22 protein-coding genes are annotated in these 25,596 nt (G+C 67.1%); 13 read left to right on the top strand and 9 right to left on the bottom strand.

The window, feature by feature from the left end; all coding sequences use genetic code 11:
• Positions 1–9: 9 nt before the first annotated feature.
• A complete protein-coding gene (locus tag KOE53_RS10355) occupies positions 10–1,212 on the bottom strand; it encodes an ABC transporter substrate-binding protein (protein WP_188058416.1) in 1,203 nt (400 codons plus the stop codon).
• Positions 1,213–1,431: 219 nt separating this feature from the next.
• On the bottom strand, positions 1,432–2,253 hold the full coding sequence (locus tag KOE53_RS10350; protein ID WP_188058415.1) for a PaaX family transcriptional regulator: 822 nt from the start codon (positions 2,251–2,253) through the stop codon (positions 1,432–1,434).
• Positions 2,254–2,415: 162 nt separating this feature from the next.
• On the opposite strand from KOE53_RS10350, the gene KOE53_RS10345 reads away from it, so the two are divergent.
• On the top strand, positions 2,416–2,901 hold the full coding sequence (locus KOE53_RS10345; RefSeq protein WP_188058414.1) for a VOC family protein: 486 nt from the start codon (positions 2,416–2,418) through the stop codon (positions 2,899–2,901).
• A gap of 69 nt (positions 2,902–2,970) precedes the next feature.
• On the opposite strand, the gene KOE53_RS10340 is transcribed toward KOE53_RS10345, so the two are convergent.
• Positions 2,971–3,366 carry a RidA family protein gene (locus KOE53_RS10340; RefSeq protein WP_188058413.1) on the bottom strand — a complete coding sequence of 132 codons (396 nt, stop codon included), beginning with the start codon at positions 3,364–3,366 and terminating at the stop codon, positions 2,971–2,973.
• A 173-nt stretch (positions 3,367–3,539) separates the two neighbouring features.
• On the opposite strand from KOE53_RS10340, the gene KOE53_RS10335 reads away from it, so the two are divergent.
• From KOE53_RS10335 to KOE53_RS10315, 5 genes are all read left to right on the top strand, one after another.
• Positions 3,540–4,400, top strand: a complete 861-nt coding sequence (locus KOE53_RS10335) for a fumarylacetoacetate hydrolase family protein (protein WP_353055634.1) — start codon at positions 3,540–3,542, stop codon at positions 4,398–4,400.
• 11 nt (positions 4,401–4,411) lie between these two features.
• Positions 4,412–5,308 (top strand): acyl-CoA thioesterase, encoded by an 897-nt coding sequence (locus KOE53_RS10330; protein WP_188058412.1) that lies wholly within the window; start codon positions 4,412–4,414, stop codon positions 5,306–5,308.
• Positions 5,309–5,379: 71 nt separating this feature from the next.
• A complete protein-coding gene (locus KOE53_RS10325; RefSeq protein ID WP_188058411.1) occupies positions 5,380–7,761 on the top strand; it encodes a bifunctional salicylyl-CoA 5-hydroxylase/oxidoreductase in 2,382 nt (793 codons plus the stop codon).
• Between the two features lie 96 nt (positions 7,762–7,857).
• Entirely contained in the window at positions 7,858–8,634 is a 777-nt protein-coding gene (locus tag KOE53_RS10320) for a cyclase family protein (RefSeq protein ID WP_188058410.1), read from the top strand.
• 14 nt (positions 8,635–8,648) lie between these two features.
• A complete protein-coding gene (locus KOE53_RS10315; protein ID WP_188058409.1) occupies positions 8,649–9,050 on the top strand; it encodes a RidA family protein in 402 nt (133 codons plus the stop codon).
• 79 nt (positions 9,051–9,129) lie between these two features.
• On the opposite strand, the gene KOE53_RS10310 is transcribed toward KOE53_RS10315, so the two are convergent.
• Positions 9,130–9,672 (bottom strand): helix-turn-helix domain-containing protein, encoded by a 543-nt coding sequence (locus KOE53_RS10310; RefSeq protein WP_188058408.1) that lies wholly within the window; start codon positions 9,670–9,672, stop codon positions 9,130–9,132.
• Positions 9,673–9,833: 161 nt separating this feature from the next.
• Here KOE53_RS10310 and KOE53_RS10305 point away from each other — a divergent pair, with 161 nt between their 5' ends.
• The 3 genes from KOE53_RS10305 (at position 9,834) to KOE53_RS10295 (ending at position 12,962) form a co-directional block, all read left to right on the top strand.
• Entirely contained in the window at positions 9,834–10,199 is a 366-nt protein-coding gene (locus KOE53_RS10305) for a hypothetical protein (protein WP_188058407.1), read from the top strand.
• Between the two features lie 63 nt (positions 10,200–10,262).
• Positions 10,263–11,780, top strand: coding sequence for a Na+/H+ antiporter NhaC family protein (locus KOE53_RS10300; protein ID WP_188058406.1), 1,518 nt, complete (start codon positions 10,263–10,265; stop codon positions 11,778–11,780).
• A 33-nt stretch (positions 11,781–11,813) separates the two neighbouring features.
• Complete coding sequence (locus KOE53_RS10295) at positions 11,814–12,962, top strand: aminotransferase class V-fold PLP-dependent enzyme (protein ID WP_188058405.1); 1,149 nt, start codon at positions 11,814–11,816, stop codon at positions 12,960–12,962.
• A gap of 109 nt (positions 12,963–13,071) precedes the next feature.
• On the opposite strand, the gene KOE53_RS10290 is transcribed toward KOE53_RS10295, so the two are convergent.
• The 4 genes from KOE53_RS10290 to KOE53_RS10275 are packed head-to-tail and all read right to left on the bottom strand — an operon-like array spanning position 13,072 to position 17,292.
• Positions 13,072–14,655, bottom strand: a complete 1,584-nt coding sequence (locus KOE53_RS10290; protein ID WP_188058404.1) for a phytoene desaturase family protein — start codon at positions 14,653–14,655, stop codon at positions 13,072–13,074.
• Complete coding sequence (locus tag KOE53_RS10285) at positions 14,652–15,203, bottom strand: flavin reductase family protein (RefSeq protein ID WP_188058403.1); 552 nt, start codon at positions 15,201–15,203, stop codon at positions 14,652–14,654. The genes KOE53_RS10290 and KOE53_RS10285 overlap by 4 nt, the downstream gene beginning before the upstream one ends.
• A 20-nt stretch (positions 15,204–15,223) precedes the next feature.
• On the bottom strand, positions 15,224–16,477 hold the full coding sequence (locus KOE53_RS10280; RefSeq protein ID WP_188058402.1) for a styrene monooxygenase/indole monooxygenase family protein: 1,254 nt from the start codon (positions 16,475–16,477) through the stop codon (positions 15,224–15,226).
• A gap of 32 nt (positions 16,478–16,509) precedes the next feature.
• Complete coding sequence (locus KOE53_RS10275) at positions 16,510–17,292, bottom strand: SDR family oxidoreductase (protein WP_188058401.1); 783 nt, start codon at positions 17,290–17,292, stop codon at positions 16,510–16,512.
• 160 nt (positions 17,293–17,452) lie between these two features.
• Between KOE53_RS10275 and KOE53_RS10270 the strand changes: the two genes are divergently transcribed.
• The 3 genes from KOE53_RS10270 (at position 17,453) to KOE53_RS10260 (ending at position 19,861) form a co-directional block, all read left to right on the top strand.
• Positions 17,453–18,466, top strand: coding sequence for an AraC family transcriptional regulator (locus KOE53_RS10270; protein ID WP_188058400.1), 1,014 nt, complete (start codon positions 17,453–17,455; stop codon positions 18,464–18,466).
• A gap of 22 nt (positions 18,467–18,488) precedes the next feature.
• Positions 18,489–19,262 (top strand): IclR family transcriptional regulator, encoded by a 774-nt coding sequence (locus KOE53_RS10265; RefSeq protein WP_188058399.1) that lies wholly within the window; start codon positions 18,489–18,491, stop codon positions 19,260–19,262.
• A 149-nt stretch (positions 19,263–19,411) separates the two neighbouring features.
• Positions 19,412–19,861 carry a cupin domain-containing protein gene (locus KOE53_RS10260; protein WP_188058398.1) on the top strand — a complete coding sequence of 150 codons (450 nt, stop codon included), beginning with the start codon at positions 19,412–19,414 and terminating at the stop codon, positions 19,859–19,861.
• A gap of 105 nt (positions 19,862–19,966) precedes the next feature.
• On the opposite strand, the gene KOE53_RS10255 is transcribed toward KOE53_RS10260, so the two are convergent.
• A complete protein-coding gene (locus tag KOE53_RS10255) occupies positions 19,967–21,562 on the bottom strand; it encodes a DEAD/DEAH box helicase (RefSeq protein WP_188058497.1) in 1,596 nt (531 codons plus the stop codon).
• Between the two features lie 319 nt (positions 21,563–21,881).
• Between KOE53_RS10255 and KOE53_RS10250 the strand changes: the two genes are divergently transcribed.
• Positions 21,882–25,562, top strand: a complete 3,681-nt coding sequence (locus tag KOE53_RS10250) for a TM0106 family RecB-like putative nuclease (RefSeq protein ID WP_188058397.1) — start codon at positions 21,882–21,884, stop codon at positions 25,560–25,562.
• Positions 25,563–25,596: the final 34 nt, after the last annotated feature.

Raw genomic sequence — 25,596 nt, 5'->3', positions numbered from 1 at the left:
CCGATCCAGTTAGAGGAGGATCTTCTCGGGTACGCGGCTCTCGATGAACTCGCGCTTTCCGTCGGTGATCTTCAGGACTCGCTGCGGACGCTCCACGTTGATGTGCAGGTCCTCGCTGAACTTCGTGGGGCCGACGAGCAGCTCGACGTCCTCGAAGTTCAGGAACGCCTCGGCCAGCTTGTCGCCGTCCCAGGACTTCGCGTCCTCGTAGGCGAGGCGGATGGCTTCGAGCGAGGAGGGCCCGGTGGCGAAGCTGCCTACCGAGGGTGCCTCACCGTAGGTCTCCTCGTACTTCTTGACGAACTCGTTGACCTTGGGGTCCGGATCATCGCCGCCGATCGACGGGTACGTCACGACGTAGTAGTCGGACAGGCCGGGGATCGAGTCAAACCAGAAGGTGCCGTCCATGCCGAAGCCGGAGATGATCGGAGCGGTAATGCCGCCGTCACGCACATCCTTGGCGACCTGCGCTCCGCCGGGGGCGTAGCTGCAGTTGAAGACGACGTCGGGCGCGGCGCCGCCGGCGATCTTCGAGACGCTCTCGGGGATTTTGTCGCCCTGGACGAAGTCGTAGCTGCCGATGTCGGTTCCGCCCAGCTCGAGGAAGCGCTTACGCGCGGTGTCGCACTGGTTCTGTGTGTACTTGATCGACGTATCGGTCAGGAACACGGCGTTCTTCCAGCCCTGATCGAAGGCGTACTCCGCCATCACGCTGGCTTCGCCGGGAACGCCGTTGCCCATCGAGAAGCCGATGTTCAGGCCGCCCGCGGGGCCGTAGATCTGGTCGCCCACGCAGGGGGCGATATTGAGGATGTTGTTCTCCTCGGCGACCTGGGCCGCGGGGTAGGCGGTGTCGTAGTCGCAGGTCACGATGATGACCTTGGCGCCCTCGTCGATGAGCGTTTGCGCTGCGGGTGCGTACTTTTCAGGGTCCGAGGCGGTGTCAATGATGGAGAGTTCGACCTGCTTGCCGTCGATTCCGCCGTTGGCGTTGAGCTCGTCGATCGCGATCTTCATTGAGTTCATCGCTGGTGTGTCGAATGGGGACATAAAGCCGGTCTCGGCGATTGCTGCGCCGATCAAGATCTTCCCGCTCTCCGTTTCCGAGGCAGCGTCGCCCGAATCGGAGCCTCCGGCGGAGGAGACACAGCCGGTGAGGGCGAGCGAGCTCGCGGCGAGCGCCACGAGGGGTAACAGGAAGGACTTCCGCATGTGCAACTGCCTCTCTTCGCTGACGAGGGCCGGTTTCGCGGCACGCTCGTCACAACTGATCGATGGGAGTCAGTGACGTTGGCACGCAGGCAGGCGGCCGTCCACTTCACCGTAGGAAACGTGCCGCAACACCAGAGTCGTCATTGACAAGACTAAGTAATATCCCACTTACGTTACGTTCGTCAATAGTTCGTCGTATACTCGACGCGGCAGAAAGAGCTAGTGCGCGACAGCGTCGAACACGAAGCCTTGGGCGGGGCGTTCGAAGCGCTGGACGATCTGCTCGATGAGCTTGGTAGCGGGGTCGCCAGCCCAATCGCTCCGCAAGAGTTCGCGCGGCAGGCCGGGATCGCGGAGGGGGAGTACCCGCCAGTCATCGAGGGCGCGCATGTAGAATACGAACGCCTCTCGCGGCGGAATCTCGTCGCCGTACTTGCGCACAAGGGCGTCGAAATCGGATTGGTGGCGCGTGATGAATGCGCGGTAGTTCAGATCGATCTCGTCGAGGTCCCAGCTCTCGCGGACCATTCGTGTGAGGTCCTGGCCGCCGGCGTGACGCCCGACGAACATGTTGGTATTGTCGCGCAGGTCGAGCGAGCCGATGAGTTCGCGCGCGTCCGCGGACATGCGGGCGGGGGCGATCCAGACCCCCTGGCCCGCGTTTCCAAAGCCGAGGCCGGCGAGGCGTGAGCGGAGGAGGTGGCGCTGTGCGCGCTGCTGCTCGGGCACCGAGAACGTCGCGACGCACCAGCCGTCCTCGAGTGCTGCGGGCTGTCGTGCGTGCCAGATGACCTGGTCGCCTGAGGCGAGAATGTGGTTGGCGAGTGACGTCAACCGGTAGCCACTGCGGCCGTCTCGCTTCTCGGGAGTGAGCCATTCGCGCTTCTTGAGGCGAGACACCCCGGTACGGACGCTCGACTCGTCGACCCCAACCTCCTCGAGCAGTGAGACGATTCCGCTGACGGGCATCCAGCCGTCGCTCCGTCTCGCGAACGCCCCGAGGAGGGTGACGAGCAGGGTGCGTGAGGTGTTTGCATGCATGCGACGCTGAGCTTTCTCTCAAGGAACATCAGTGCGTTCGGGGGCGATTCTATCGACATTGGTGTTGCGGTCATCAAAAAATCGTGACACGTTGGGGCGGTGCGCTCGCGTGACCCTCGAACTCTCGAGAGGGCCGAGCCGTTCGACTGCAAGGGAGCATCCATGAACGCACTGCCGACCTACTCGCACGTGGGAATCACCGTCCCCAATGTAACCGAGGCGATCGAGTGGTATCGCGAAACCTTCGGATACTTTCTGCTCGCGGGCCCCCTGGAGGTGCATGAGGACGATAGTCCGCTCGGGAAGGCGGCCGCCGGGATCTACGGCGCGGGCTTTTCGCGGTTCCAGTTCGCCCATATGGCATCGGCGGACGGCGCCGGGTTCGAGATCTTCGAGTTTGACTCACCCGCGTACGAGCGGAGGGATGAGAGCTTCGAGTTCTGGCGCAGTGGCATCAACCACTTTGCGGTGACCGCGGCGGACGTGTCGGCGTTCGCGGCGACCGTGGTGGCGGCCGGTGGCAAGCAGCGGAGCGAGGTCGTGACAACGGACGCGGTCAAGGGCTTCCAGATCGTCTACTGTGAGGACCCCTGGGGCAACGTGTTTGAGGTGTGCTCGCACCTCTACCCATACATGTGGAGCCTCTAGGTACGCAAACACTCGAGGCTGGCCGCAGGAATGCGGCCAGCCTCGAGTGCGTTTCGAACCGGATCGGGCTTACTCGCCCAGATACGCGACCGCCTGGATCTCGATCAGCGCTTCGGGCTGCCACAGTGCCGTGACGCCGATGCCCGCCATCGCGGGGTATTCCGTCCCGGCCATCTCGCGCCAACGCTTGCCGATCTCGCGCCCGTTGCGCTGGTAGTCGGCGACGTCAGTGAGATAGATCGTGACGTCCACGAGGTCGGTGGGCTGGCCACCGGCGTGCTTCAGGGTGTCCAGCACGTTGCCGAAGGCCTGGACAAACTGCTCGATGATGCCGCCGGGGACGATTTCGTAGTCGGCATTGAGTGCGGTCTGCCCGCCCAGGTACACGAATGGTCCGGCCTTGACCCCGTGGGAAAAGCCGATGGGCTTGGCCATGTGCGGGGGGTTGATGATCTCTGAGGACATCGTCGTCTCGTTTCTCCGGCGAACCATCGCCGAGTCGGGTGTAGCGGTGAAAAGTCATTTCATTACGTACTTGTGACGTTCGTGAATATTCTGACATACTTAGTCGAAATTCGCGCCGGGCGCTTTGGTCAATCATCTCCGATGGCCCCCGCGATCTATCCTTCACAGGAGCAATGATGCGCTTAGGGACCATTCGCGACACTGACGGCCATAGCCGCGCAGTCGTGCAGAACGGCGAGGAGTGGGTGCTGCTCGATGCGGCCGACATCGGCGAACTCGTCGCCCATGACGGCTGGCGGGCGGCGGTCACAGCCGCGGTCGCATCGCCTGACGCCGAGCGGCGGCTGGTGGCGGGCGCGAGCCTGCTCGCGCCGATCCTACGCCCGGCCAAGATCTTGTGCTGCGGGCTGAACTACCGCGACCACATTGTCGAGACCGGCCGCGAGACGCCCGAGTTTCCGACCCTCTTCGCAAAGTACGCGGACACACTCACGGCGCCCGACGCGGTCATCGAGGTGACGCGCTCGGCGAAGATCGATTGGGAGGCGGAGCTCGCCGTGGTGGTGGGCAGCCCGATTCGCGGTGCCACCCGGGAACAGGCGGCGGCAGCGATTCTGGGCTACACCGTCGCGAACGACGTGTCCCTGCGCGACTGGCAGTCCCGCACCCTGCAGTGGCTGCAGGGCAAGGCTTGGGACGAGACCACGCCGATCGGTCCCGTTGTCGTGACGGCCGACGAGATCTCGCCCACCGACGGTCTCGAGATTCGGGCCGAGATTGACGGCGAAGTCATGCAGGTGAGCAATACCCGCGAGCTGGTGTTTGACGCCGCAGATCTCGTTGCGTACGTCTCGCAGTTCACCCGGTTGATGCCGGGCGACATCATCCTCACCGGCACCCCCGGCGGAGTCGGGCTGGGCCGATCCCCGCAGCGGTGGCTGCGCGACGGCGAGGTCCTCACGACCCACATCGAGGGCATCGGGACCCTGCGAAACCTCTTCCGCATTGCCCCAGTTGACGGGGCCGAACTGTGACTGGAGCAGACATGAACGTGCCGAGCATCGTGCGGGAAAACCGCCAGGACTCCGATCGATTCCTGAGTGCGATCGCGCTCACCGAGGCCGACGCGCAGGTGTTCGACCGCGCCTTCACGGTGATTCCCCAGTACGTGCCGTGGCCAAAGGCCTACGGCGGAGACTCGGTCGCGCAGGCCGCGGCGGCGGCGATCGCGACGATTGCTGACGACCGTGAGCTCCACTCGCTGCACAGCTCATTCCTCCGCCCCGTTGAGGCGGGTGCCCCCGTGCGCTACGAGGTCGAGCTGCTGCGTGACGGCCGCGGGTTCTCCACCCGGCACGTGCGGGGCTACCAGAACGACAAGGTGGTCTTTCTGACCACCGCGTCCTTCCAGGTTCCGGAAGAGGGGCCCGCATTTGCTCCCGAAATGCCCAGCGTGGCGCACCCGGACGAGCTGCCGAGTTCGGCGCAGTACCTGACTGGCCGCGACGCCGCGGCATCGGACGCGGGCGATTACTGGGCCAACGGCCGCAGCTTCGACATGCGGCACGTCCCCGGCCCCCTGTACCTGCACGTGGAGGGCGCCGAAGTGCCCCACCAGGGCGTCTGGATTCGCGCGTTCGACGAGCTGCCGGACGACGCGCGCACCCAGCAGATCGCCCTGAGCTACGTCTGCGACTACACCATCCTCGAGCCGTCGCTTCGGGCGCTGGGGCTGAACTGGTCGTCGCCCGGGCTCGTGACCGCGAGCCTTGACCACAGCATGTGGTTTCACGCCCCCGCGCGGGCGGACCAGTGGATCTTGTACGCACAGGAGTCGGCCGGCGTGCAGAGCGGGCGAGGGCTGAACATCGGCCGCTTCTTCACCGAAGAGGGCGAGCTCATCGCCACGGTCGCGCAAGAGGGCATGATCCGCAGGCGGTAGGCCCCCAAGTTCTCTCGGCCCCCGAGCGCGGGGCGCCGAACTTCACCATTATTCGCAGAAAGGAGTCGCGCATGGGAAAGAAAATTGCTGTCATCGGAGGCGGGCCAGCTGGCCTGTACTTCTCTGTGCTCGCAAAGAAGCTGGATCCGAGCAACGACATCACGGTCTGGGAGCGCAATGCCCCCGATGACACCTTCGGGTTCGGGGTCGTGTTTAGCGATGAGACGCTCAGTGGAATCGAGAACGCCGACCCGGAGTTCTACGCTGTGACGCAGGAACGCTTCGCCAAGTGGAGCGACATCGATGTGTTCTTCAAGGGAGATCAGCACACGATTGGCGGGCAGGGATTCGCCGCGGCGAGCCGCAAGGAGCTGCTGATGCTCTTGCAGGATCGCGCCCGCGAGGTCGGCGTGACGCTGCACTTTCGCACCGAGGCTCCCGACGTTGACGAGCTTTCGCGCGACTACGACCTCGTGGTCGCCTCAGATGGCATCAACTCCCGGATCCGGCCGCACTACGCGGAATCATTTCGGCCGACGCTCGACCCTCGCAAGTCGAAGTTCATCTGGCTGGGCCTGAGTCGAGCGCTCGAATCGTTCACCTTTCACGTCAAGCACACTCCGTGGGGCATCATCCAGGTGCACGGCTACCCGTACGCGCCGAAGGAAAGCACCTTCCTCGTCGAGATGAACGAGGACGTGTGGCGGGCCGCCGGGTTTGACGCGAGCGAGGGCGAACACTTCCCGCCCGGGGTCAGTGACGGAGCATCGGTCGCGAAGCTCGCGGAGATCTTCGCCGACGAGATCGGCGACGCGGAGCTGCTCACGAACAACTCGAAGTGGATCACCTTTAACACGGTGCGCAACGAGAAGTGGAGCCACGAGAATGTCGTGCTGATTGGCGACGCAGCCCACACCGCGCACTTCTCGATCGGCTCGGGCACCAAGCTTGCCCTCGAGGACGCCCTCGCGCTTGCCGCGAACCTCCACGAGCAGCCCAGCATTGGCGAGGCGCTGCAGACGTACGAGGCGGAGCGGCGCCCCGTCGTGCTCTCGCTGCAGCGCGCCGCGCAGGCCTCGCTCGAGTGGTTCGAGAACATTGGACAGTACTCGGACCAGGAAACGCTGCAGTTCGCGTTCAACCTGATGACTCGCTCGAGGCGAATCACCAAGGAGAACCTCGCCGTGCGCGACCCGGAATTCTCAGATCGGGTCAACGCAGACTTTGCCGAGCGCACGAGTGGCGAGGACGTACCGGCGATGTTCCAGCCCGGCAAGATCGGCCAGCTCGAGCTCAAGAATCGCATCATCGTCTCGGCGATGGACCAGTACTCGGCTGTCGACGGCGTGGTCGGCGACTACCACCTGGTTCACCTGGGCAGCAAGGCGGTCGGCGGCGCCGGCCTCGTGATGACGGAGATGATCGCGCCTTCCGAGGACGGCAGGATCTCGCCCGCGGACGGCGGCCTCTACACCGACGAGCAGCGCGACGCTTGGCGACGGGTGGTGGAGTTTGTGCACCACAACTCGACCGCCAAGATCGGTGCACAGTTGGGTCACTCGGGGCGCAAGGGCTCGACGAAGCTCATGTGGGAGGGTATCGACGACCCGGTCGAGGTGGGCGGCTGGGAGGTCATCGGCCCCTCGGCGATTCCCTACGGCCCTGGCAGCCTGGTCCCGCGTGAGGCGACGCGCGCCGATCTTGACAGGATCACTGCCGACCACGTCTCGGCTGCGCTTCGTGCGGCCGACGCGGGCTTCGACCTGCTCGAGCTGCACGCGGCGCACGGTTACTTGTTGTCCTCGTTCATCTCGCCTATCTCGAACCGAAGAAGCGATGAGTACGGCGGCTCGCTCGAGAACCGCCTACGCTACCCGCTCGAGGTGTTCGACGCGGTGCGCGCCGCGTGGCCCGCCGAGCGGCCACTGATCGTGCGCATCTCCGCGCACGACTGGATCGCCGGCGGCAATACCGACGACGACGCGGTCGAGGTCGCGGCAGCCTTCATCGCGCACGGCGCGGATGCGATCGATGTGTCCTCCGGGCAGGTTGCGAAGGAAGAGAAGCCGCAATTTGGTCGCAGCTACCAGACTCCGTTCGCCGACAAGATCCGCAACAAGGTCGCCGCGAAGGCCGGCGTGCCCGTCATCGCGGTGGGCGCGATCTCTACCTACGATGACGTGAACTCGGTGCTGCTCGCGGGCCGTGCGGACTTCATCGCCATCGGGCGCTCGCACCTCTGGAACCCGAATTGGACGCTGCACGCCGCCGCCGATCAGGGCTACCGCGGAGACGCGGCCGCGTGGATCCTGCCCTACAAGGCAGGCTCGCGTAAGCCGCCGACCGCCCGGACCGACGCGGTTCGCCCGCGCCTCGAGCTGTTCACCAGCTCTGCGGAGGACGAGGCCGCCCACAGCCGGTGGGTCGGCGGACGCACCGTCACCGTCAGCTAAACCACACCTTCTCGCTAGCGGCGCGGGATTCGCTCGCGCCGCTAGCATCACACCTATTGGCACTGACCAGAACATCTCAACGAGGAGACAGTACACATGACATCGACGACTGACATTGCAGCGGCACTCGCTTCGGGGCGCCTGCGCATCATCGACCTGACGAACACGCTCTCGTCCAGCACCCCCACGCTGAAGTTGCCCGAGCCGTTCTCAAACCTCATCGACTTCAGCATCGAAGAAGTGAGCCGGTACGACGCGCCAGGTCCTTTCTGGATGCACAACAACATCCACACCGGCGAGCACATAGGCACTCACCTCGACGCACCCGTGCACTGGATCAGCGGCAAGGACGGCCACGACGTCGCGAGCATCCCTCCGGCGCGCCTGATGGGGCCGGCCGTCGTGCTCGACTTCACCGAACAGGTGGCGGCTGACCCCGACCACCTGGTGTCGGTGGCCGACATCAAGGCGTGGGAGGCCGAACACGGTGAGCTTCCCGAGAACGCGTGGGTGCTCTTTCGCACCGGTTGGGACAAATTCTCGAACGACCAGGACGCCTTCCTCAACGCCGATGCGACGGGTTCACACACCCCTGGCATGATGGCGGAGACTGCGAAGTGGCTTGCCGAAGAGACGAAGATCTCGGGCATTGGCGTCGAGACGGTCGGCATCGATGCCGGGCGCGGGGCCGAGCTCGACCCGCCGTTCGCCGCTCACTATCACCTGCTGGGCAACGACAAGTACGGCGTGACGTCGCTGCAGAACCTGGACAAACTGCCGCCGACCGGCGCGGTCATCGTCGTGGCACCGCTGCCCATCGTGGGCGGTGGCGGCAGCCCGTCGCGCGTCTTCGCGCTCGTCAACGAGGGGTAGGGGAGGGCCGCACGATGTCAAGAACCGTCATGAACCCGCCGGAGATCCATCCCGCTCCGGGCTTCAGCCACGTGACGATCGCGCCCGCTGGCGCGGTCGTTTACGTCTCGGGGCAGATCGCCCTCTCGCCCGACTTTCAGGTGATTGGCGCGGGAGATCTCGCGGCGCAGGCTCGTGCGGCGATGGAGAACGTGGGAATCGCGCTTCGCGCGGCCGGTGCCGACTGGGGTGACGTGGTGCGTCGCACGATTTACACGCTGCATCCCACCGAGTACGAGGTCATTACCGCAGCGATCGAGGAGGTGCAGGGGAGCCGCGACCACCCGTCGCAGACGATCGTCGGGATCTCTGGCCTCGCCATCGACGGACTGCTGATCGAAATCGAGGTGACGGCAGTCATTCCCGCTGGCGGCTAGCAGCGACCCGACGCAACACAGCAAGAGGACCGCGCTTCTTTCGGAGGCGCGGTCCTCTGCGTTGCGCCTCGCTGCCGGGTCAGTGGCTCGGGGGCGTCACGGAGATGATGAACTCTGTGGTCGCCTCGGTCTCGTTGAGGAAACGATGCGGAATGCGCGAGTCGAAGTGGCAGCTGTCGCCCTCTGCGAGCTCCGTTCGACCTCGATTGGTCTCGATCACGAGTTGTCCGCGGGTGACCACGACGCACTCCTCGGCCTCGTGGCTCCATACGGTTTCGCGCGACGCGCCGCCGGGACGTAGCTCGCCCAGTAACACTTCGAGTTGCTTGCCGACCGTGGACTTTCGGCGATAGCTCATGTCTCCCGAGGGCGTCGTCAACGTCGTCTCGTCGCCTGAGCGCATCACGTGCACCTGCTCCTCGTCGACCTCGGTGACGAAGAGTTCAAAGAGCGGCACGCTCAGTACTCGCGCGACCTGACGGAGCGTTTCAAGGCTTGGGTCGACGAGGCCCCGCTCGACCTGGCTGAGCATAGGCGCCGAGATCCCCGCCGCCGCGGCGAGCTCATTCGCCTTCATACCCTTCGCCTGACGCAGTTGTCGCACGCGTAGCGGTGACCTCATGGACCGTCCTTGAATCGCAAACTCAGAAAAATTGGTGTGATCTAATAAAACTTCAGTACACTTAATTTACGAGCATCACTGAAGTGAGACATCTACTCACCGAGGCGAGCGCTTCGACCCGCACCATCCACTGATCCTACTTTCAACGAAGAGAGTTCACGATGTTTGTGACACCGACCGCCGTGCCGCCGCACCGCATCATGATCCTCGCGGCTTGCCGCGAATCCTGGTACGAGGCGAGCGACGAGGAGCGGAGCGCGGTCGCGCTGCCGACGCTCCAACACCTAATCGACGACTGGCACGGGCTCGGCTTCGAACTGCTGCACTCCTTCGACGACGACTTTTTCCTCGTCGGCCAGCCGGGATCCCTGCAGTTCCCCATCACCATCCTCGGCGAGGTGCCGTCGCTCGACACCGTCGTGCAGATGATGAACCGCGCCCGCACGACCGTGAATGGCGAGCGAGCTGACCGGTACTACCGATTCGAGACCCGCATTGGGCGAAAGCTGTTTCTCCTTCCTCGATAGACCGTGCCCTCCGGCCCGGTACTCGCAGCGTGCTGCAACCCCACCCAGAAAGGCGGCGTCAACGTGGACTCCACCCAACCCCTCAAATTCCGAGTAGGCCTATTCGGAGCGTTCATCGCGCCGATTATCTTCCTCATTGGCGCGACTATGTACTTCGTCGTGTTCAAGGCCTTTGACATGTCGGCCCTCACGACCGCCGGCATCGTCGGCATTATTCTCGCGGGCGTCTTCGCCAAGGAGTACGGCCGCTACTGGGATAGCGTGGTCAAGGGCCTCGCCAATCCCATTGCAATGACGGTCGTCATGATTCTCTTCGCGGTCGGGCCCCTCTCGTCCCTGCTCGAATCGACCGGAGTCTCCGAGGGCTTTGTCTGGCTCGCCGCTGAGCTGAATGTCACCGGCGGCCTGTTCATCGCCATCGTTTTTCTGGCGTGCTGCGCAATGTCAATGTCGACGGGAACCTCGCTCGGCACAATGTTCACCGCGTTCCCGATTTTCTACCCCGCGGGCGGTGCGGTCGGGGCAGACGCTCTGTTGCTCGCCGGCGCGATCTTCTCGGGCGCCATGTTCGGCGACAGCCTTGCCCCGATCTCGGACACGACGATCATTTCAGCGTCCACGCAGCGCTACCGCCGTCGCGCGGGCAGCGCGGAGGTTGCGGGAGTGGTCGGCACTCGTGCGAAGTACGCGCTCACCGCCGCCGGAATCAGCTTCGTGCTGTTCTGGGTGCTCGGCAACATTGCGGCTCCCGCGCTGCAAGACGGGGTCGTCGACGCGACCGGCTACTCGCCGCGGGGGCTCATCATGCTACTGCCGGTGCTCGCGCTGCTCGTCGTCGCCTTTTGGAAGCGCAGCCTCTACCTCGCGATCACCGTCGGCCTCATCTCGGGTACCGTCGTCGCGCTCCTGGCCGGCCTGCTCACCCCGCAGGACATCATGTACGTTACTGACGGCGCCCCGAGCGGGTTCCTCTTCGACGGTGTCAACGGCATGCTGCCCTTGATCTGCCTGTCGATCGCGGTCTTCGGCATGATCGGCGTCATGCGCGAGGCGGGAGTCTTCGAGGTCATCATCTCCGCGCTCTCTCGCCGCAAGTGGGCGCGGAGCCCGCGCGGAGCGGAGGCCGCCATCGCGATCGGCCAGACGGTTACTACGACCATCTTCGCGGGCGTCGTCGGGCCTTCGATCGTGCCGTTCTCGGTCATTGCCGACGAGATCGGAGGGCGCGTGAAGCTCCACCCCTTCCGCCGAGCGAACGTGATGGAGGGGTTCGCCATGGGCTTCGCGGCGATCGTGCCGTCGTTCAGCGCCTTCCTCTTCATCATCAACCAGCTCACCACCAACGTCGAGGGGATGCCGGTCATTTCGCCGGTCACCGCGGCATTCGTCTCTTTCTACCCCATCATGTTCAGCCTGGTGATGATCTTCTCGATCGTCACCGGCTGGGGGCGACGCTTCGAGTCCATCAACGGCGAACCCGTCAAGCGGTTCGAGGACATCGTGCCGGATCCCGAGCCCGTCCGTGCGGAATCGGTGGGAGGCGCCGCGGCGCCGCGGCCCGCCACGGAATTGCTCGGCTAGCCCCCCACGCACTCACTACAGAATCGAGGCATCATGTCACTCAACGTTACGTCGGCCGCCCCGCTCACCCCAGAGCAGTTCCGACGGCAGTTTTCACAGCTCAACACCGCACCGCACTTCGCCACGTGCAGCCAGGGCGCACTCTCAGACCACCTCGCCCACACCATGCAGCGGATGACGGCGTCGCTGATCGACTCCCAGGCGCCCTGGGGTGCCTGGGTGGGCGTCGTCGAGCAGTACCGCGCCCTGAGCGCCGCGTTTCTTGGGTGCGAAGGCGACCAGGTTGCGGTGCTGTCATGCGCGAGCGAGGGCGCCTTCCAGGTGGTGTCATCGCTCGACTGGTCTGGCCCGCGCAATCGCCTCGTGACCTCGGACCTCGAGTTCCCATCGGTGGGCAACGTATGGCGAGCCCAGCGCGACGGGATCGAGGTCGTGAACGTGCCCGGAATCGAGGATTCGCTCCTCGCAGAGAACTGGATTTCGCGCATCGACGAGCGCACGAAGCTCGTCTCGATCCCACTCGTGAGCTACATTAACGGCACCCGCCCCGAGATTGACCGCGTCATCGAGTACGCCCACTCGGTCGGCGCGCTCGTGTTCGTCGACGCCTATCAGGGGGCCGGTGTCCTCCCATTCTCGGTGGAGCAGCTGCAGTGCGACTTCCTCGTGACGGGCAACCTGAAGTACCTGCTCGGACTCCCGGGCATCGCCGCACTCTTCGTGCGCGAGCCCGAGAGTGCTGAGCGCAACGCAGTGCTGACCGGCTGGTTTGGGCGGGTAAACCCGTTCGAGTTCGACCCCGCGCTCGTCGACTACCCGAACAGTGCACGCCGCTTCGAGACCGGAACGCACGCCATTCCGTCGGCGTACGCAGCGGTCGCCGGGTATCAAATGCTCGAGCAAATCGACCTCGCCGAATGCTGGCCTCACATCGAGGCCCTGCGCGAGTCGCTCGCTGCCGAGCTGCAAGCGCTCGGCTACGAGATCGACTACCCCGAGAACCCGGCCCACCGCGGCCCAGAGGTCGCGATTGTGACCGACGACCCTGACGCGCTCGCGGCGAAGCTCGCCGAATCACGCATCGGCACCTCGCCCCGCGGCTCTCGGCTGCGCCTGTCGCTGCACGCCTATTCGGCTCAGCGCGACATTGATGCGCTCGTCGAGGCGCTGCGGGCCCTGTAGCGAGTTCGTTCTCGGCCCGTCAGAAAACGCCAGGAGCTCAGGTGGAAACCCGGGCTCCTGGCGTCTTCTGTGCCCGCGGCACTGCCCCGGCAACGATCGTGAGGGGTGACTACCTCGTCTTGCCCGAGATGAGGCGCTGGGCGACAATGTGGCCTGACCCTGCGCCGAGGCCGGGACCCGGGTGTGTCGCCGCGCCAATGTGCCACACGCCCGCCACGGGCGTCTTGTGCTCGGCAGCCCCGGGGAAGGGGCGCCAGCGCAGGTTCTGATCGAGCTCGGCGGAGCCTCCGTACGGGTCGCCCGCGATGGCGTTCGGGTTCGCTGCGAGCAGGTCGGTGGGCGCGATGATGTCGCTCGCGAGCACCGTCTCGCGGGTGCCCGGCGCGAAGTGCTCGAGCCGGTCGAGCACCCGATCGACGTAGCGGGCGCGCAGGTCGGCGCTGTCCCAGCCGCCGGTGACGTCGATTTTTTCGGCGGCGTCGCCGATCGGCGCGAACGGCACCTCCTGCAACTGCAGCCAGAGAGTGGCCTTGCCCTCCGGCGCGCGGCTCGGGTCGACGGCGCTTTGCTGGCCGACCACCACGGTCGGGGTTGTAGGCAAGAAGCCTGCCTCGGCCTGCGCGCAGGCGATGCCGGTGCTGCCAGCGCCGTCGCTCAGGTGCACGAGAGGGACCTCGCTTAGTGCCTCGTCCTCCCACTGCAGCGGACGATCCAAGGCAAAGTGCAACTGCATGGCCGCGCGCCCGGGTCGGTAGGTCTGGGCGCCCGCGCGCTGCGCCGCGACCTGGGGGGCAGCACCCAACAAGGTGTCGTACAGCGCGCCCGGCGAGACGCTCGCGAGCACGGTGTCGGCCGCGATGAACCCGGATGAGGTGCGCACGCCCGAGACCTTGCCGTTCACGACGACAATCTCCTCAGCCTCTTCGCTCGTGCGAATCTCGACGCCCGAGTCGCGCAGCAGCCGCTCGAAAGCGGTGAGGAAGGACCCGACGCCGCCCGTGACGATGGGCAGGCCGAACTGGTGCATGGCGGCGGCGAAGACCGGGAGCATCATTCCGCCGGTCGCCTGGTCCGGGCCGAGCCCCGAGTGCAGCAGCCAAGCCGTCCACAGCTGGTCGGCCTCCCAACCCGTGAAATTGCGGCGGAGGTAGCCGCGCCCGCTCGTGAGCGCGTCACGGGCAAGCGACTCGAGGCCCTTGGGCTTGAGGGCGCGCAGCGCCTTCCACCCGAGCCCGGCAGCGACACGGTTCGACCCGAGCTCGGCGCCGAGTGCGCCGAAGACGAACGGCGCGCGCGGGCCGAACTCCTCGAGCATGCCCAGGTACGCATCGCGATCCTGCGGGCTGGAAAACGCCTCTGCGGTGCGCGCGGGGTCGCGATAGCCGATTACCGTACGCCGCGAGCCTGCGACCTCCGCGGTGCTCGCGGTCACGACCGTGTCGTTGTTGCTGTAGTTCAGGCCGCGTTCAGCGAGCGCGTCACCGAGCTCGGCGAACGCGGCGCCGGAGACAAACAGCGGGTGCCAAGACGAATAGGTATCGTGCACGAAACCGGGGAGCGTGCGCTCACCGGCGGCGATGAAGCCGCCAATCTGTGGGGCCCGCTCAACGAGCACCACTTCCCGGCCTGCGAGGGCGAGTTCCGCCGCCGCGACCATGCCATTGATACCGCTTCCGATGACAACCGTTGTCATGAATCCTCCGACCAGTGAGCTCTGGTGTCATGGTAGCTTCCGCCCTGGAAAACCAAGGGATCTGCGGGGGCGTGTGCGTATCGTTCGACCTGCCCGATATAGATGACGTGGTCCCCGGCGTCGTGTCGTGCTACGGTGCGGCACTCGAAGGTGGCAAGCGCCCCCTCGAGCACCGGGACTCCGGCGACGCCGTCGCGGGTAGCGACGCCGGCGAACTTGTCGGCGTTGTTCGCCGCGAACTGGCGAGAGAGCTCATGCTGGTCGCTCGCGAGGACATTGATCGCGAAGTGGCTGGCCGCCAGGAACGCGGGGAGGCTGCGCAGGTGCTTGCCCGGGCACCACAGCACGAGGGGCGGGTCCATCGAGACTGAGGTGAACGAGTTCGCCGTGACTCCGATGCGTTGCCCGTCGGGGGTGACCGCGGTGATCACGGTCACCCCCGTCGCAAACTGGCCGAGCGCGTTGCGCAGATCGCGCGGATCGAAGTTGTCCGGCGTGACATTTGACGTGGGCACCGACTCCTCCAGAAGTTGAGATCGATTCGACATGATGAGGGGCTTTCTCTCGGCTAGGCGGGAACGGGGACGGCGGCACGGGCCCCGACTTCGGCGAGGTAGCGCTCGGATCCTGCCGGGTCGAGGAAGTAGTCGCCGTAGTCGACCGGGTCGCTAAACCCGTTGGCGAAGCGGTGGGCAATCTCGGGGTACTGCGCCGCGGCACCAAGCACCTGCAGCACGTGGGGTGGCGGCGGCATGAGCAGCGCGTTGGTCCAATCGGCCACCGGCTTGATCCGAGCCCAGTAGCGTTCGAATGCGTTCTGCTGGAAGGCGCGGTCGAATGGCAGGTTCTGGTGGTCCAGGATCGCCTCAAGGTAACTCTGCGCGCTCTTGGATGCATTGTTGGAACCCTGGCCCGTGATCGGGTCGTTGAGCACCACGACGTCGGCCATGCCGAGCACCGTGCGGCCCGACGGAAGCGTCAGGATGGGCTTGCGCACCGTCGGCGCGAAGCGGCCCTGCAGCACGCCCAGGTCGTCCGTCAGCGTGACGTTCTTTGCGCGATCGGCTTCCCAGGGCAGGAAGGTCTTGAGAACGTCGAGGGAGGCATCGAGGTGCTGTTCAGGCGTGAGGCCCTGCCAGCGGTCGAGCGGGCCGCCGGGGATGCCCTCGAACACGAAGATGTGGCAGTCGCCGCTGAGTGTGCGCGACGGGAAGACGAAGAACTCGCCGACGCCCGGGATGAGGTTGAAGCTCACCCGCGAGAAGTCCGGGCTCTCCTCGAGCCCGTGCACGTAGGTGAGCGCCAGCGCGCGCTGCGGAGTGTCGTAGGTGCTGCGCTCAGCGTCGCGCTCGAAGCCGCGCGCGATCTCGCCCTTGCCCGCGGCGACGATGACGAGCTCGGACTCGAGGGTGTACCGCTCGAGCGATTCGATGTCGGCCTCTTCATAGACGACCTCGCCTCCCTTGGAGAGGAACGAGGTGATGAGCGCTGGGAACTTGATGCGCTGGTCAACCGCATACGCGGGGCTGTCGAGACGGCCGGCCCAGCTGAAGAGCTTTTCACCCGGCTGCTCGGGGTGAGGCACGGTGAAGCCGATGCCTTCGACGGGGGGAGCGTTGTCCCAAAGCTCAACTCCGACTGCACGTTCGTAACCGGTGGCCTGCGCGAACATGCACTGGCTCGACGCGACACGGCCCGAGGCGATCTGCTCGGGCGTGCGGTCTGAGATGAGGCGGACGGCGTAGCCGTGCTGCAGCAGCCCGAGGCCGAGCTGCAGGCCGGACTGGCCGGCACCGACGATGGTGATGTGACGTTGTGACATGAGAGACCTTTCGTGGTGCGAAATAGATCGGATTAGTTGTTTGGAGCGAGCAGGGGGATCGCGGATGAGCGCTGCTCGGGGCCGAGGGCGGAGTACCCGCCGTCGACGGCCCAGTCGGCGCCGGTAACGAAGCTTGCGGAGTCGGAGGCGAGGAACGCGACCACTCGGCCGAGTTCCTCGGGCCGTCCAAGTCGGCCGAGCATGTGGAAGTTCGCGGCGACGCTGTCGGCGTGCTCGAGGTCTCCCTCAGACACTTCCTCGATCACGTTCGACCAGGTCCAGCCGGGGCTTACGGAGTTCACCCTGATGCCGTCGTCTGCCAGATCGATCGCTTGCAGCTTCGTCAGCTGAACGATCGCGGCTTTGCTGACCGGGTACACCCAGCGCCCGGTCTGCGCGACGGAGGACGAGATGGAGCTGAAGTTTACGACCGCGCCGTGGCCGCTCTTCGCGAGGTGCGGGCGGGCCTCGGCGGTCAGCCGGGCGCCGCTCACCAGATTGACGTTGAGGCCGGTCAGCCAGTCGGCGCGCGAGGTGTCTGCGCCGTTATCGAGGTAGGTTGCGGCGAGGTTTACGACGACGTCGAGCCCGCCGTGTCGTGAGACGATTCCGGAGACGAGCTCGGCGATCTGGGCGTCGTCAGTGATGTCGCAGTGCTGCGCATCGACCTCGGATGAAAGCTGGGCGAGGCCGGCGGCGTCGATGTCGGCGACGACGACGGTCGCACCCTCGGCGCGGAGCGCCTCGACCACTCCGCGCCCAATCTTCGTGGCCCCTCCCGTTACGAGGGCGACTCGATTGCTCAGTTGTGCCATGAAAGCTTCTCCCGTTCTCCGTTGAACTCGTGCTGGCCGATGCGGACATCGGCGAATATGCTTGAGGCCAGCAAATCGCCCAGATGGTGTGCGCGACTATCCGTATGACGCAGGCCCTGTCCGATTCGCGCGACTTGCCAATGAAGGCCGGAGGAAATCGATGACGCTGAGGTCATTCGGGGCCCTGCTCGGCCCGGACGAGGTGCTGTCATCGAGGCCGACAACCACGGCGTATGCCGTGGGAGAGGCGCACGAAACGATCTCTCGGCTCTTTTGCGAGCACGACCTCAGCCCGCTGGAGCGCCGTGAGGTGCGCATGAGACTGCGATCCGCGCACCAGTCTGGGGTGGGGATCGAGCTGCTGGACTACGGCGAGGCGGTGCGCATCAGCGTCGACGGCGGCCTGGAGAATTTCTACCTCGTGCAGATTCCGTTGAAGGGCCGCGCTACCCTCGATGTCGGCAACGCACTGGTCGAATCGTCCCCTCTCATTGCCACGGTGCCCCCAATCGATCGCAGCTTCTCAATGCGCTGGGGCGCCGGCACGCCGACGCTCATCGTGTACGTCGAGCGCGAGCGCCTGCGGGCAATGGCACAGAGCGTGTACCTGGTCGATGCCGAACGGCTCGATCTCGGGCTGCAGATGCGCCTCGACACCAGGGAGGGCGCCGATTTCCTGCGCGCAGTCATCGACTTCCACGAGGTGCTTGAACGCACCACGGTGGGCGGAGAGTACGCCCGTAAGCTCAGCGCCGACCTGCTCTGCGCGAGGTTGCTCGGTGCCGTCGACAACGCGGTGAGTCGATCGCTCGACGTGTGGCAAAGCCCGCAGGGCTTCAGCGCCCCGCGCGGCGACCTGCTCGCACGCCGCTTCGAGACAGCTGCCGAGGCCGCCGCCGAACAGGGGGTGAGCGTGGTCGACATCGCGCAGCAACTCGGCGTACCGCTGCGCACGCTGCAGGAACACGTCCGGATCGCGACTGGCAGCACCCCGACGGCGATCCTGCGCGAGGCTCGGCTGCGCAAGGCACGCGCCTTGCTGCTAGATGGCGACCCCACGCGGATCACGATCACGAGCATCGCGGAGCGCTCGGGGTTTACTCACCTGGGGCGCTTCGCCTCGGACTATCGCAAGCGATATGGTGAGACGCCCACCGAGACCCTGCGCAGCTGACCGCGCGCCGCCGACAGGAACAATGAACGCCACGCTCAACTCTGTGACGCATGCGCTCGAGATATTGCATCTCTTGCGCAGGCGCGGGCCGCTGCGCCTGTCGGAGGTCGCTGCCGAGATCGGCGTTGGCACCTCGTCCGCGCATCGGCTCATGGCGACCTTGCGCGAGCAGCGATTCGTGCGACAGGAAGTCGGCGGCAAGCGTTATGAGCTCGGCTCCGCGATGCTGTTCTCGTCCGAGGTGACAGCGCTCGAGCACTGCGTCGCCGTCAGTCGCTCGGTGATGGAAGAACTCCAGGAGCAGACCGGCGAGACCGTGCACCTCTCGGTGCTGCGCGGCAAGACCTGCCTCTTCGCCTCGTCGGTGGAGTCCCAGCGGCGCGTGCGGGTGACGAGCCGAGTCGGCCAGGGTCCGTTCGCGCACACCGCGGCTGGCGGGAAAGTCCTGCTCGCCGCGCTCGACGAGGACCGGTTGGGCGACGTGTACTTGCATGAGGCGCTCGCCGCGGGAACTCCGGCGGCCATCGCCTCGCATGAGGAGCTTTCCGCGGAACTTTCGCGGGTGCGCGAACACGGCTTTGCGCGGAACCTGGGGGAGTCTGAGGACGATATGTACGCGATCGCGGTCCCCGTACGCCGGCCGAACGGCGAGGTGATCAGCAGCCTGACGATCGCCGCTCCGCTCTCGCGCATCGGCCCGTCGAGCGCCGGCGCGCCGTTGTCACCGTACGAGCGTGAGGTGCTGGATGCCCTCCGCGCTGCCGCCGCGTCGATCGAGTCCCTGCTCGCGTTCTAGTCCGGGCAGGATCCGTCCGGCGGTGCTTTTCCCGCTATGTGGAATTTTTCAAGGCATGTCCCGACCAGTGGGTACCGTCGGAGATGACCTCATGCGCCGCCGCGGGACTTCGCCCGCGCTGCCGCGTGGCACCGCGAAAGGACTCCAACATGACCGAACAGAACGATCCCCTGGGCCGCCCCTTCAAGCGCATCAGCGTGCAGCGCGGCGCCGAGCTTCCGCTCGCCCCGGGCCAGACCGCGAAGGCGCAGCGCTACTCTGGCGTCTCGGCGGAGAGCACGGACGTCGTGGGCCTGTGGTTCGGACGCGTGCATACCGCGGTGGGGGAGCACTCCGACCCGCACCACCACGGCGAGGCAGAGACCGGCGGCTACGTGCTGCACGGTCGCGGCTACATCCGCTTCGGCGAGCGCTACGACGAGATTATCTACTTCGAACAGGGCGACTTCGTCTACGTCCCGCCGTTCGTGCCCCACATCGAGGGCAACGCGAGCCGCTCGCAGGAACTCGTCTGGCTAACCACGCGCACCCCCGACAACATTGTTGTGAACCTCACGGATCAGGACGTCTCTGACCTCGTGGTCGATCTGGCTGACTAGCGCTGGACGCTTCGCGTGTGCCAGGTCCGCCGGGCACACAACAGGCAAGCGCCGACCCGAACAATCGGATCGGCGCTTGCCTGTTTCTGCTAGAGCTAGTGTGCGCTACACCGTACGGCGACGACGCTGCACGACAACCGGAGCACCGGCGCCCGCTGACGAGCCGCGCGAGGCGCCGCCACGGGGGGCCGCCGAGCGACCCGAACCCGAGCCTGCGCCCTGGCCCGAGCGGCCTGCGCCCGAACCCTGGCCCTGGCCCGAACGGCCGGATCCTGCGCCCTGGCCACCGCGACCGGCGCCCTGGCCGCCGCGGCCCGAGCCGGAACGGCCCGATCCTGCGCGGCCCTGGCCCTCGCCACGGCCACCCTCGACGTGACCGCGTGCGCGCTTGCGCTGCGCGTTCTTGCCGGTCGACTGGCCCTGGCCAGCGGAACGGCCACCGTTTGCCGCGGCGAATGCCTCGTCACGCAGGCGCTCGGTGACGGCGGGGTCAACCTTGTCGGCGACCTCTCCGACGAGGCTCGTGACCGACGCCGATCCGGCGTTCACCGACTCGGGGGTGACATTGATCTTCGCGGCGCGGAGGAGCTGCTTGAGTTCGCCGCGCTGCTCGGGCAGGCAGATGGTGACGACGTCACCCTCGGCGCCGGCACGGGCGGTGCGGCCCGAGCGGTGCAGGTACGCCTTGTGCTCTGCGGGCGGATCAACGTGGACGACGAGCTCGATGCCGTCGACGTGCACGCCACGGGCGGCGACGTCGGTGGCGACGAGGACCTTCGAGGAACCGTCCGAGAACGCGGCGAGGTTGCGATCGCGCGCGTTCTGCGAGAGGTTGCCGTGCAGGTCGACGGCGGGGATGCCGCGCGCCGTGAGGTGCTTCGCGAGCTTCTTCGCCTGGTGCTTCGTGCGAGTGAAGAGGATGCGACGGCCGGCACCAGAGGCGAGCGCCTCGATGACCTCGTTCTTGTCGTCCTTGCCCGAGACCGAGAAGACGTGGTGCGTCATCTGGGCGACGGGGGACTCGGCCGAGTCGACCGAGTGCATGATCGGGTTGGTCAGGTACTTCTTGACCAAGCGGTCGACGCCGTTATCGAGCGTCGCGCTGAAGAGCAGGCGCTGGCCGCGCTGCGGCGTCTTGTCCATGATGCGGGTGACGACGGGGAGAAAGCCCAGGTCGGCCATGTGGTCGGCCTCGTCGAGCACGGTGATCTCGACCGAGCCGAGATCGACGATGCCCTGCTTCATGAGGTCGTCGAGGCGGCCGGGGGCGGCCACGACGATATCGACGCCGCGTGCGAGGGCGTCTTCCTGGCGCTTCTGCGAGACGCCGCCGAAGATGGTGGTCGTGCGGATGCCGACGGGCTCGCCGAGCATCTCGATGACGTTCGCGATCTGCGTGACGAGCTCGCGGGTCGGGGCGAGCACGAGGCCGCGGGGGCGACCCGGGCGGCGCTTCGCGCTGGCGTCACCGGCAAGGCGGGCGACGAGGGGGATCGCGAATGCGATGGTCTTGCCCGAGCCGGTCCGGCCGCGGCCTAGCACGTCACGGCCGGCGAGCGTGTCACCGAGGGTGTCGCGCTGGATGGGGAAAGCTTCGATCTTGCCTTCGGCGGCAAGAGCTTCAACGAGGGGGACAGGAACGCCAAGAGCGGCGAAAGTCGGGTTGGTCACGTAGACCTTTCGTGTGGTGGCACCGCGCATCACAGCGCAATCGTTGCGAGGGGCGGTACCGATGGGGCGAGAGCGCAGGATCGCGCAAACGTTCGCCGCGGATCGGGCCGACCGGCTGCAGTCACGCCCGAGAGCGGTGGCGTGCAGTGTGCGGTGTCAGCGACGTGGGCCAGCCAAAAGCGGACCCGTGAGTCCAGCATAGCGGCGCAGGCTGAGAATGGGCCGCTTTCTCTCAATTCCGGGCGCGGCTGGTAGGCGGTCGCGCGATGTCTGCGCCGTGTCGGTGGCTGCCGATAGCCTCGAGCTGAGGCAGGGCCACCGCCCATTGCTCCATCGAGGAAGGGATCGCATGTTCGTTCGAGGAGACCTGCTGGTGACGAGCGCCAGCGATCTGACCGCGGCGAGCTATTGCGAGTTCGCCTGGCTGCGCCGAGTGGACGCACGGCTGGGTCGTGAGATCACAGTGCCCGCCGATGATGACCCGATGATGGCCCGCGCCGGCCGCCTCGGCGACGCCCACGAGGAGCGGATGCTCGAGCGGTATCGCGCGCAGTTTGGCCCGGCGACCGATGGCGAGGCGGGCGGGGTTGTCGAGATCGCGCGCCCGGCCACGATGGACGCGGCGGGGCTTGCAGAGCGGGCCGAAGAGACCCTCGTAGCGCTGCAGGGGAGTGCGGACATCGTCTTCCAGGCCACCTTCTTCGAAGCGGAACAGCGCGCGGCCGAGCTTCCCGGGGACCCGACTATCGCGTTTCTTGGCTTCGCCGACTTCTTGGCACGCACCGCGGACGGTGCGATCGAGGTCCAAGACACGAAGCTGGCGCGCAAGGCGAAGGTGACCGCGCTGCTGCAACTGGCCGCGTACGCCGAACAGCTTGAGCGGCTCGGCGTCCCGGTTGCCGACGAGGGCGTGCTCATCCTCGGGGACGGCGCCCGCAGCCGGCACCGCATCGCCGACGTCGCGCCGGTGTTTCGTGAGCGCCGACGACGGCTGCACGAGATCCTGCTCGAACGGGCGCGCGCGGTGGGGGTCGACGGCGAGCGTGCGAGCGCCGACGCGGTCGCCTGGGGTGCGCCCGGGGTGACGGCATGCGGGCGGTGCGAGGTGTGCGCCCCCGAGATCGAGGCCACCCGTGACCCGCTGCTCATCGCCGGCCTGCGCGCCGCCCAGCGCCAGCGGCTGGTCGATGCCGGGCTCCACACGATCGACGACGTCGCGCGGGCGCTGCCCGAGGTCGCCGCGGGCGGGCTTTCCATTCCCGGAATCGCCCCCGCGGTGCTCGAGCGCCTCGCCTGGCAGGCGTCGCTGCAGGTGCAGCCCGCGGTGGATGGCAAGCCGCCGGTCCAGGTCGTGGACGCGGCGTCGCTCGCGAGCATTCCCGAACCAAACCCGGGCGACCTCTTCTTCGACTTCGAGGGCGACCCGCTCTACCGCGAGCCCGGCGACGACGAGCACGCCCGCTGGGGCATCGACTACCTGTTCGGCATGGTCGACAGCGAAGACCACTTCACGCCGCTCTGGGCGCACGACCTCCCGGCCGAGCGGCAGGCGCTCATCGACTTCCTCGCCCTCGTAGCCGAGCGGCGACGACGGTTTCCCACCATGAAGATCTACCACTACGCGGCGTACGAACGCACACACCTCACGAGCATCGCCGCCCGGCACGGGGTGGGCGAAGCCGAGGTGGATCAGCTGCTGCGCGAGCATGTACTCGTCGACCTGTACCCGGTCGTGCGCCGGGCGCTGCGCGTCGGCTCGCGCTCGTACTCGATCAAGAAGCTCGAGCCGCTCTACATGGGCGACGACCTGCGCGACGAGGACGGCGTCACGAGCGGCGCCCAGTCGGTGAGCGAGTACGCCGAGGCGACCGCCCAGCTCTCCTCCGACGACGCGTCCGAGCGCGCCGAGGGGCAGCGCCGGCTCGACGCGATCGGCGACTACAACCGCTACGACTGCGTCTCGACCCGGCGCCTGCGCGACTGGCTGCTCGGCATCGCCGACGCCCACGGGGTGGTGCCGTTCCCCGCATCCGAGGTACTCGACGGCACGGGCGAACCCCTGACGCTCAGCCCGCTTGCCGCCTCGCTCGCGGGCTTTGCCGAGGCGGCGGCCGCGCGGGCGGCCGATCCGGACGTGCCCGAGGCCGACCGTGCCGCTGCCCGCGCAGACCGCTCAGCCATCGCGCTCGCCGCGAGCGCGATCGACTACCACCAGCGCGAGCAGAAGGCGTTCTGGTGGGCCCATTTCAGTCGGCTCGTCGAGTCGATCGACGATTGGGCCGACACTCGCGACGTCCTCGTCGTCGACCCGGCCGCTAGCCGCGTCGTCGAGGACTGGCATCTGCCGCCGCGCGCCCGCGTCGCCCGCCGCCACGTCCGCCTGCGCGGGGAGTACGCGCCGGGCAGCACGCCCAAGGCGGACCGCGAGGCAAACGCGTTGTACGCCTACCCGGGCCCTTTCGCGAAACTCGGGGCAGCGCCCGGCGCGCGCGCCGACAAGCTCGTCAAGATCATCGAAGTGCACGACGACGGCGTCACGATCGAGGAGACGCTGCCGCGGGGCGTCGCCGAGTACACCGTGCTGCCCGAGGCGCTCGCGCCCGGCCCGCCGCCGCCCGCCGGCCGGCAGAAGGACGCGATCGAGGAGTGGGGGCGTGGGCTGGTCGCGGCACTCAAGAACGGCGACTTCCCGCAGGATCCCGTCGTCGACGTGCTGAGGCGCACGCCGCCGCGGCTGCGCGAGGAGGGGCTTGTCGCCCCCGACTCGGCCGCGGCGCTCGCCGCAGTCGGCGGAGACGAGGGCTTCCGCTCCGCGGGGGCGGTCATCGCGAGCCTGCGCCAGCTCGAGCACTCGGTGCTGGCCGTCCAGGGCCCGCCCGGCACCGGCAAGACGACGCTCGCGGCGCGCGTCATCAAGCAGCTGGTCGAGCGGGACGGCTGGCACATCGGCGTCGTCGCCCAGTCGCACCAGGTCGTCGAGAACCTGCTCGCCGCCGTCGCGAAGGCGGGGCTCGACCCCGCCCAGATCGGCAAGGTGCCCCAGCGCGGGGCTGACCCCGCCGCCATCGCCGAGTCACCGTATACGGCGCTGCGCGGCAACGGCCACCTCGGCTTCGTGCGCGAGCACCGCAGCGCGGGCCGCGGCAGCGTCACCGGCGGGACGGCCTGGGACTTCAGCAACGCCGACCGCTTCGAGCGCGGCGGGCTCGACCTGCTCGTGGTGGACGAGGCCGGACAGTTCTCGCTCGCGCCGACCATCGCCGCCTCGGTCGCCGCCGAGCGGCTGCTGCTCGTCGGCGACCCGCAGCAGCTCCCGCAGGTCTCGCAGGGCAGCCACCCCGAGCCGGTCGACACCTCGGCCCTCGGTTGGGTGCTCGACGGGCACGAGACGATTCCCGAAGACCTCGGCTACTTCCTGGCCGAAAGTCGTCGCATGCGGCCCGAGCTCTGTGACCCGGTGTCCGAGCTCGCGTACGAGGGGCGCCTGCGCGCCCACCCGTCGGCGTCCGAGCGGGTCGTCATCGGGGCGGGGGAGCCGGGGCTGCACTGGCACCCCGTGCGGCACGTCGGCAATTCGACGCACTCCGCCGAGGAAGCGGACGAGGTCGTGCGGATCGCTCGAGCGGCCCTCGGTGCGACGATCACCGACCACCACGGCTCGCGGTTGCTGGGAGAAGCCGACCTCATCGTCGTCGCCGCCTACAACGCCCAGGTCGAGCTCGTGGCCGAGCACCTGGCGGCGGCAGGCCTCGGCGACGTGCGCGTCGGCACCGTGGACCGCTTCCAGGGGCAGGAGGCGGCGGTCGCGATCGTGACGCTCGCGGCATCGGACGCTGACGAGATCCCGCGCGGCCTCGAGTTCCTGCTGCTGCGCAACCGGCTGAACGTGGCAATCAGCCGCGCGCAGTGGGCCGCGCACCTCGTCTCGTCCGAGCGCCTGGGCGGCAGCCTGCCGAGCAGCGCTGAGGGCGTCGCGGCGCTCTCGGGCTACCTGCGGCTCACCGAGCGGGGTGGTGTCACTGGCGAGTGAGCGGCACGACCCCATCCACGCAAAACGGGCCGAG

It is taken from the genome of Leucobacter sp. CX87 (assembly GCF_018682295.1).
Taxonomy (GTDB): Bacteria; Actinomycetota; Actinomycetes; order Actinomycetales; family Microbacteriaceae; genus Cx-87.
The sequence above is the reverse complement of the archived record's forward strand: the minus strand, read 5'-3'. Positions and strand labels throughout refer to the sequence as shown.

Excerpts from the sequence above, each read along its gene's own strand:
- KOE53_RS10325 (WP_188058411.1), top strand. The coding sequence starts at position 5,380 with ATGGGAAAGAAAATTGCTGTCATCGGAGGCGGGCCAGCTGGCCTGTAC.
- KOE53_RS10275 (WP_188058401.1), bottom strand. The coding sequence starts at position 17,292 with ATGGCACAACTGAGCAATCGAGTCGCCCTCGTAACGGGAGGGGCCACG.
- KOE53_RS10295 (WP_188058405.1), top strand. The coding sequence starts at position 11,814 with ATGTCACTCAACGTTACGTCGGCCGCCCCGCTCACCCCAGAGCAGTTC.
- KOE53_RS10285 (WP_188058403.1), bottom strand. The coding sequence starts at position 15,203 with ATGTCGAATCGATCTCAACTTCTGGAGGAGTCGGTGCCCACGTCAAAT.
- KOE53_RS10330 (WP_188058412.1), top strand. The coding sequence starts at position 4,412 with ATGAACGTGCCGAGCATCGTGCGGGAAAACCGCCAGGACTCCGATCGA.
- KOE53_RS10355 (WP_188058416.1), bottom strand. The coding sequence starts at position 1,212 with ATGCGGAAGTCCTTCCTGTTACCCCTCGTGGCGCTCGCCGCGAGCTCG.
- KOE53_RS10335 (WP_353055634.1), top strand. The coding sequence starts at position 3,540 with ATGATGCGCTTAGGGACCATTCGCGACACTGACGGCCATAGCCGCGCA.
- KOE53_RS10265 (WP_188058399.1), top strand. The coding sequence starts at position 18,489 with ATGAACGCCACGCTCAACTCTGTGACGCATGCGCTCGAGATATTGCAT.
- KOE53_RS10310 (WP_188058408.1), bottom strand. The coding sequence starts at position 9,672 with ATGAGGTCACCGCTACGCGTGCGACAACTGCGTCAGGCGAAGGGTATG.
- KOE53_RS10255 (WP_188058497.1), bottom strand. The coding sequence starts at position 21,562 with ATGCGCGGTGCCACCACACGAAAGGTCTACGTGACCAACCCGACTTTC.
- KOE53_RS10320 (WP_188058410.1), top strand. The coding sequence starts at position 7,858 with ATGACATCGACGACTGACATTGCAGCGGCACTCGCTTCGGGGCGCCTG.
- KOE53_RS10350 (WP_188058415.1), bottom strand. The coding sequence starts at position 2,253 with ATGCATGCAAACACCTCACGCACCCTGCTCGTCACCCTCCTCGGGGCG.
- KOE53_RS10345 (WP_188058414.1), top strand. The coding sequence starts at position 2,416 with ATGAACGCACTGCCGACCTACTCGCACGTGGGAATCACCGTCCCCAAT.
- KOE53_RS10290 (WP_188058404.1), bottom strand. The coding sequence starts at position 14,655 with ATGACAACGGTTGTCATCGGAAGCGGTATCAATGGCATGGTCGCGGCG.
- KOE53_RS10305 (WP_188058407.1), top strand. The coding sequence starts at position 9,834 with ATGTTTGTGACACCGACCGCCGTGCCGCCGCACCGCATCATGATCCTC.
- KOE53_RS10315 (WP_188058409.1), top strand. The coding sequence starts at position 8,649 with ATGTCAAGAACCGTCATGAACCCGCCGGAGATCCATCCCGCTCCGGGC.
- KOE53_RS10280 (WP_188058402.1), bottom strand. The coding sequence starts at position 16,477 with ATGTCACAACGTCACATCACCATCGTCGGTGCCGGCCAGTCCGGCCTG.
- KOE53_RS10260 (WP_188058398.1), top strand. The coding sequence starts at position 19,412 with ATGACCGAACAGAACGATCCCCTGGGCCGCCCCTTCAAGCGCATCAGC.
- KOE53_RS10340 (WP_188058413.1), bottom strand. The coding sequence starts at position 3,366 with ATGTCCTCAGAGATCATCAACCCCCCGCACATGGCCAAGCCCATCGGC.
- KOE53_RS10270 (WP_188058400.1), top strand. The coding sequence starts at position 17,453 with ATGACGCTGAGGTCATTCGGGGCCCTGCTCGGCCCGGACGAGGTGCTG.
- KOE53_RS10250 (WP_188058397.1), top strand. The coding sequence starts at position 21,882 with ATGTTCGTTCGAGGAGACCTGCTGGTGACGAGCGCCAGCGATCTGACC.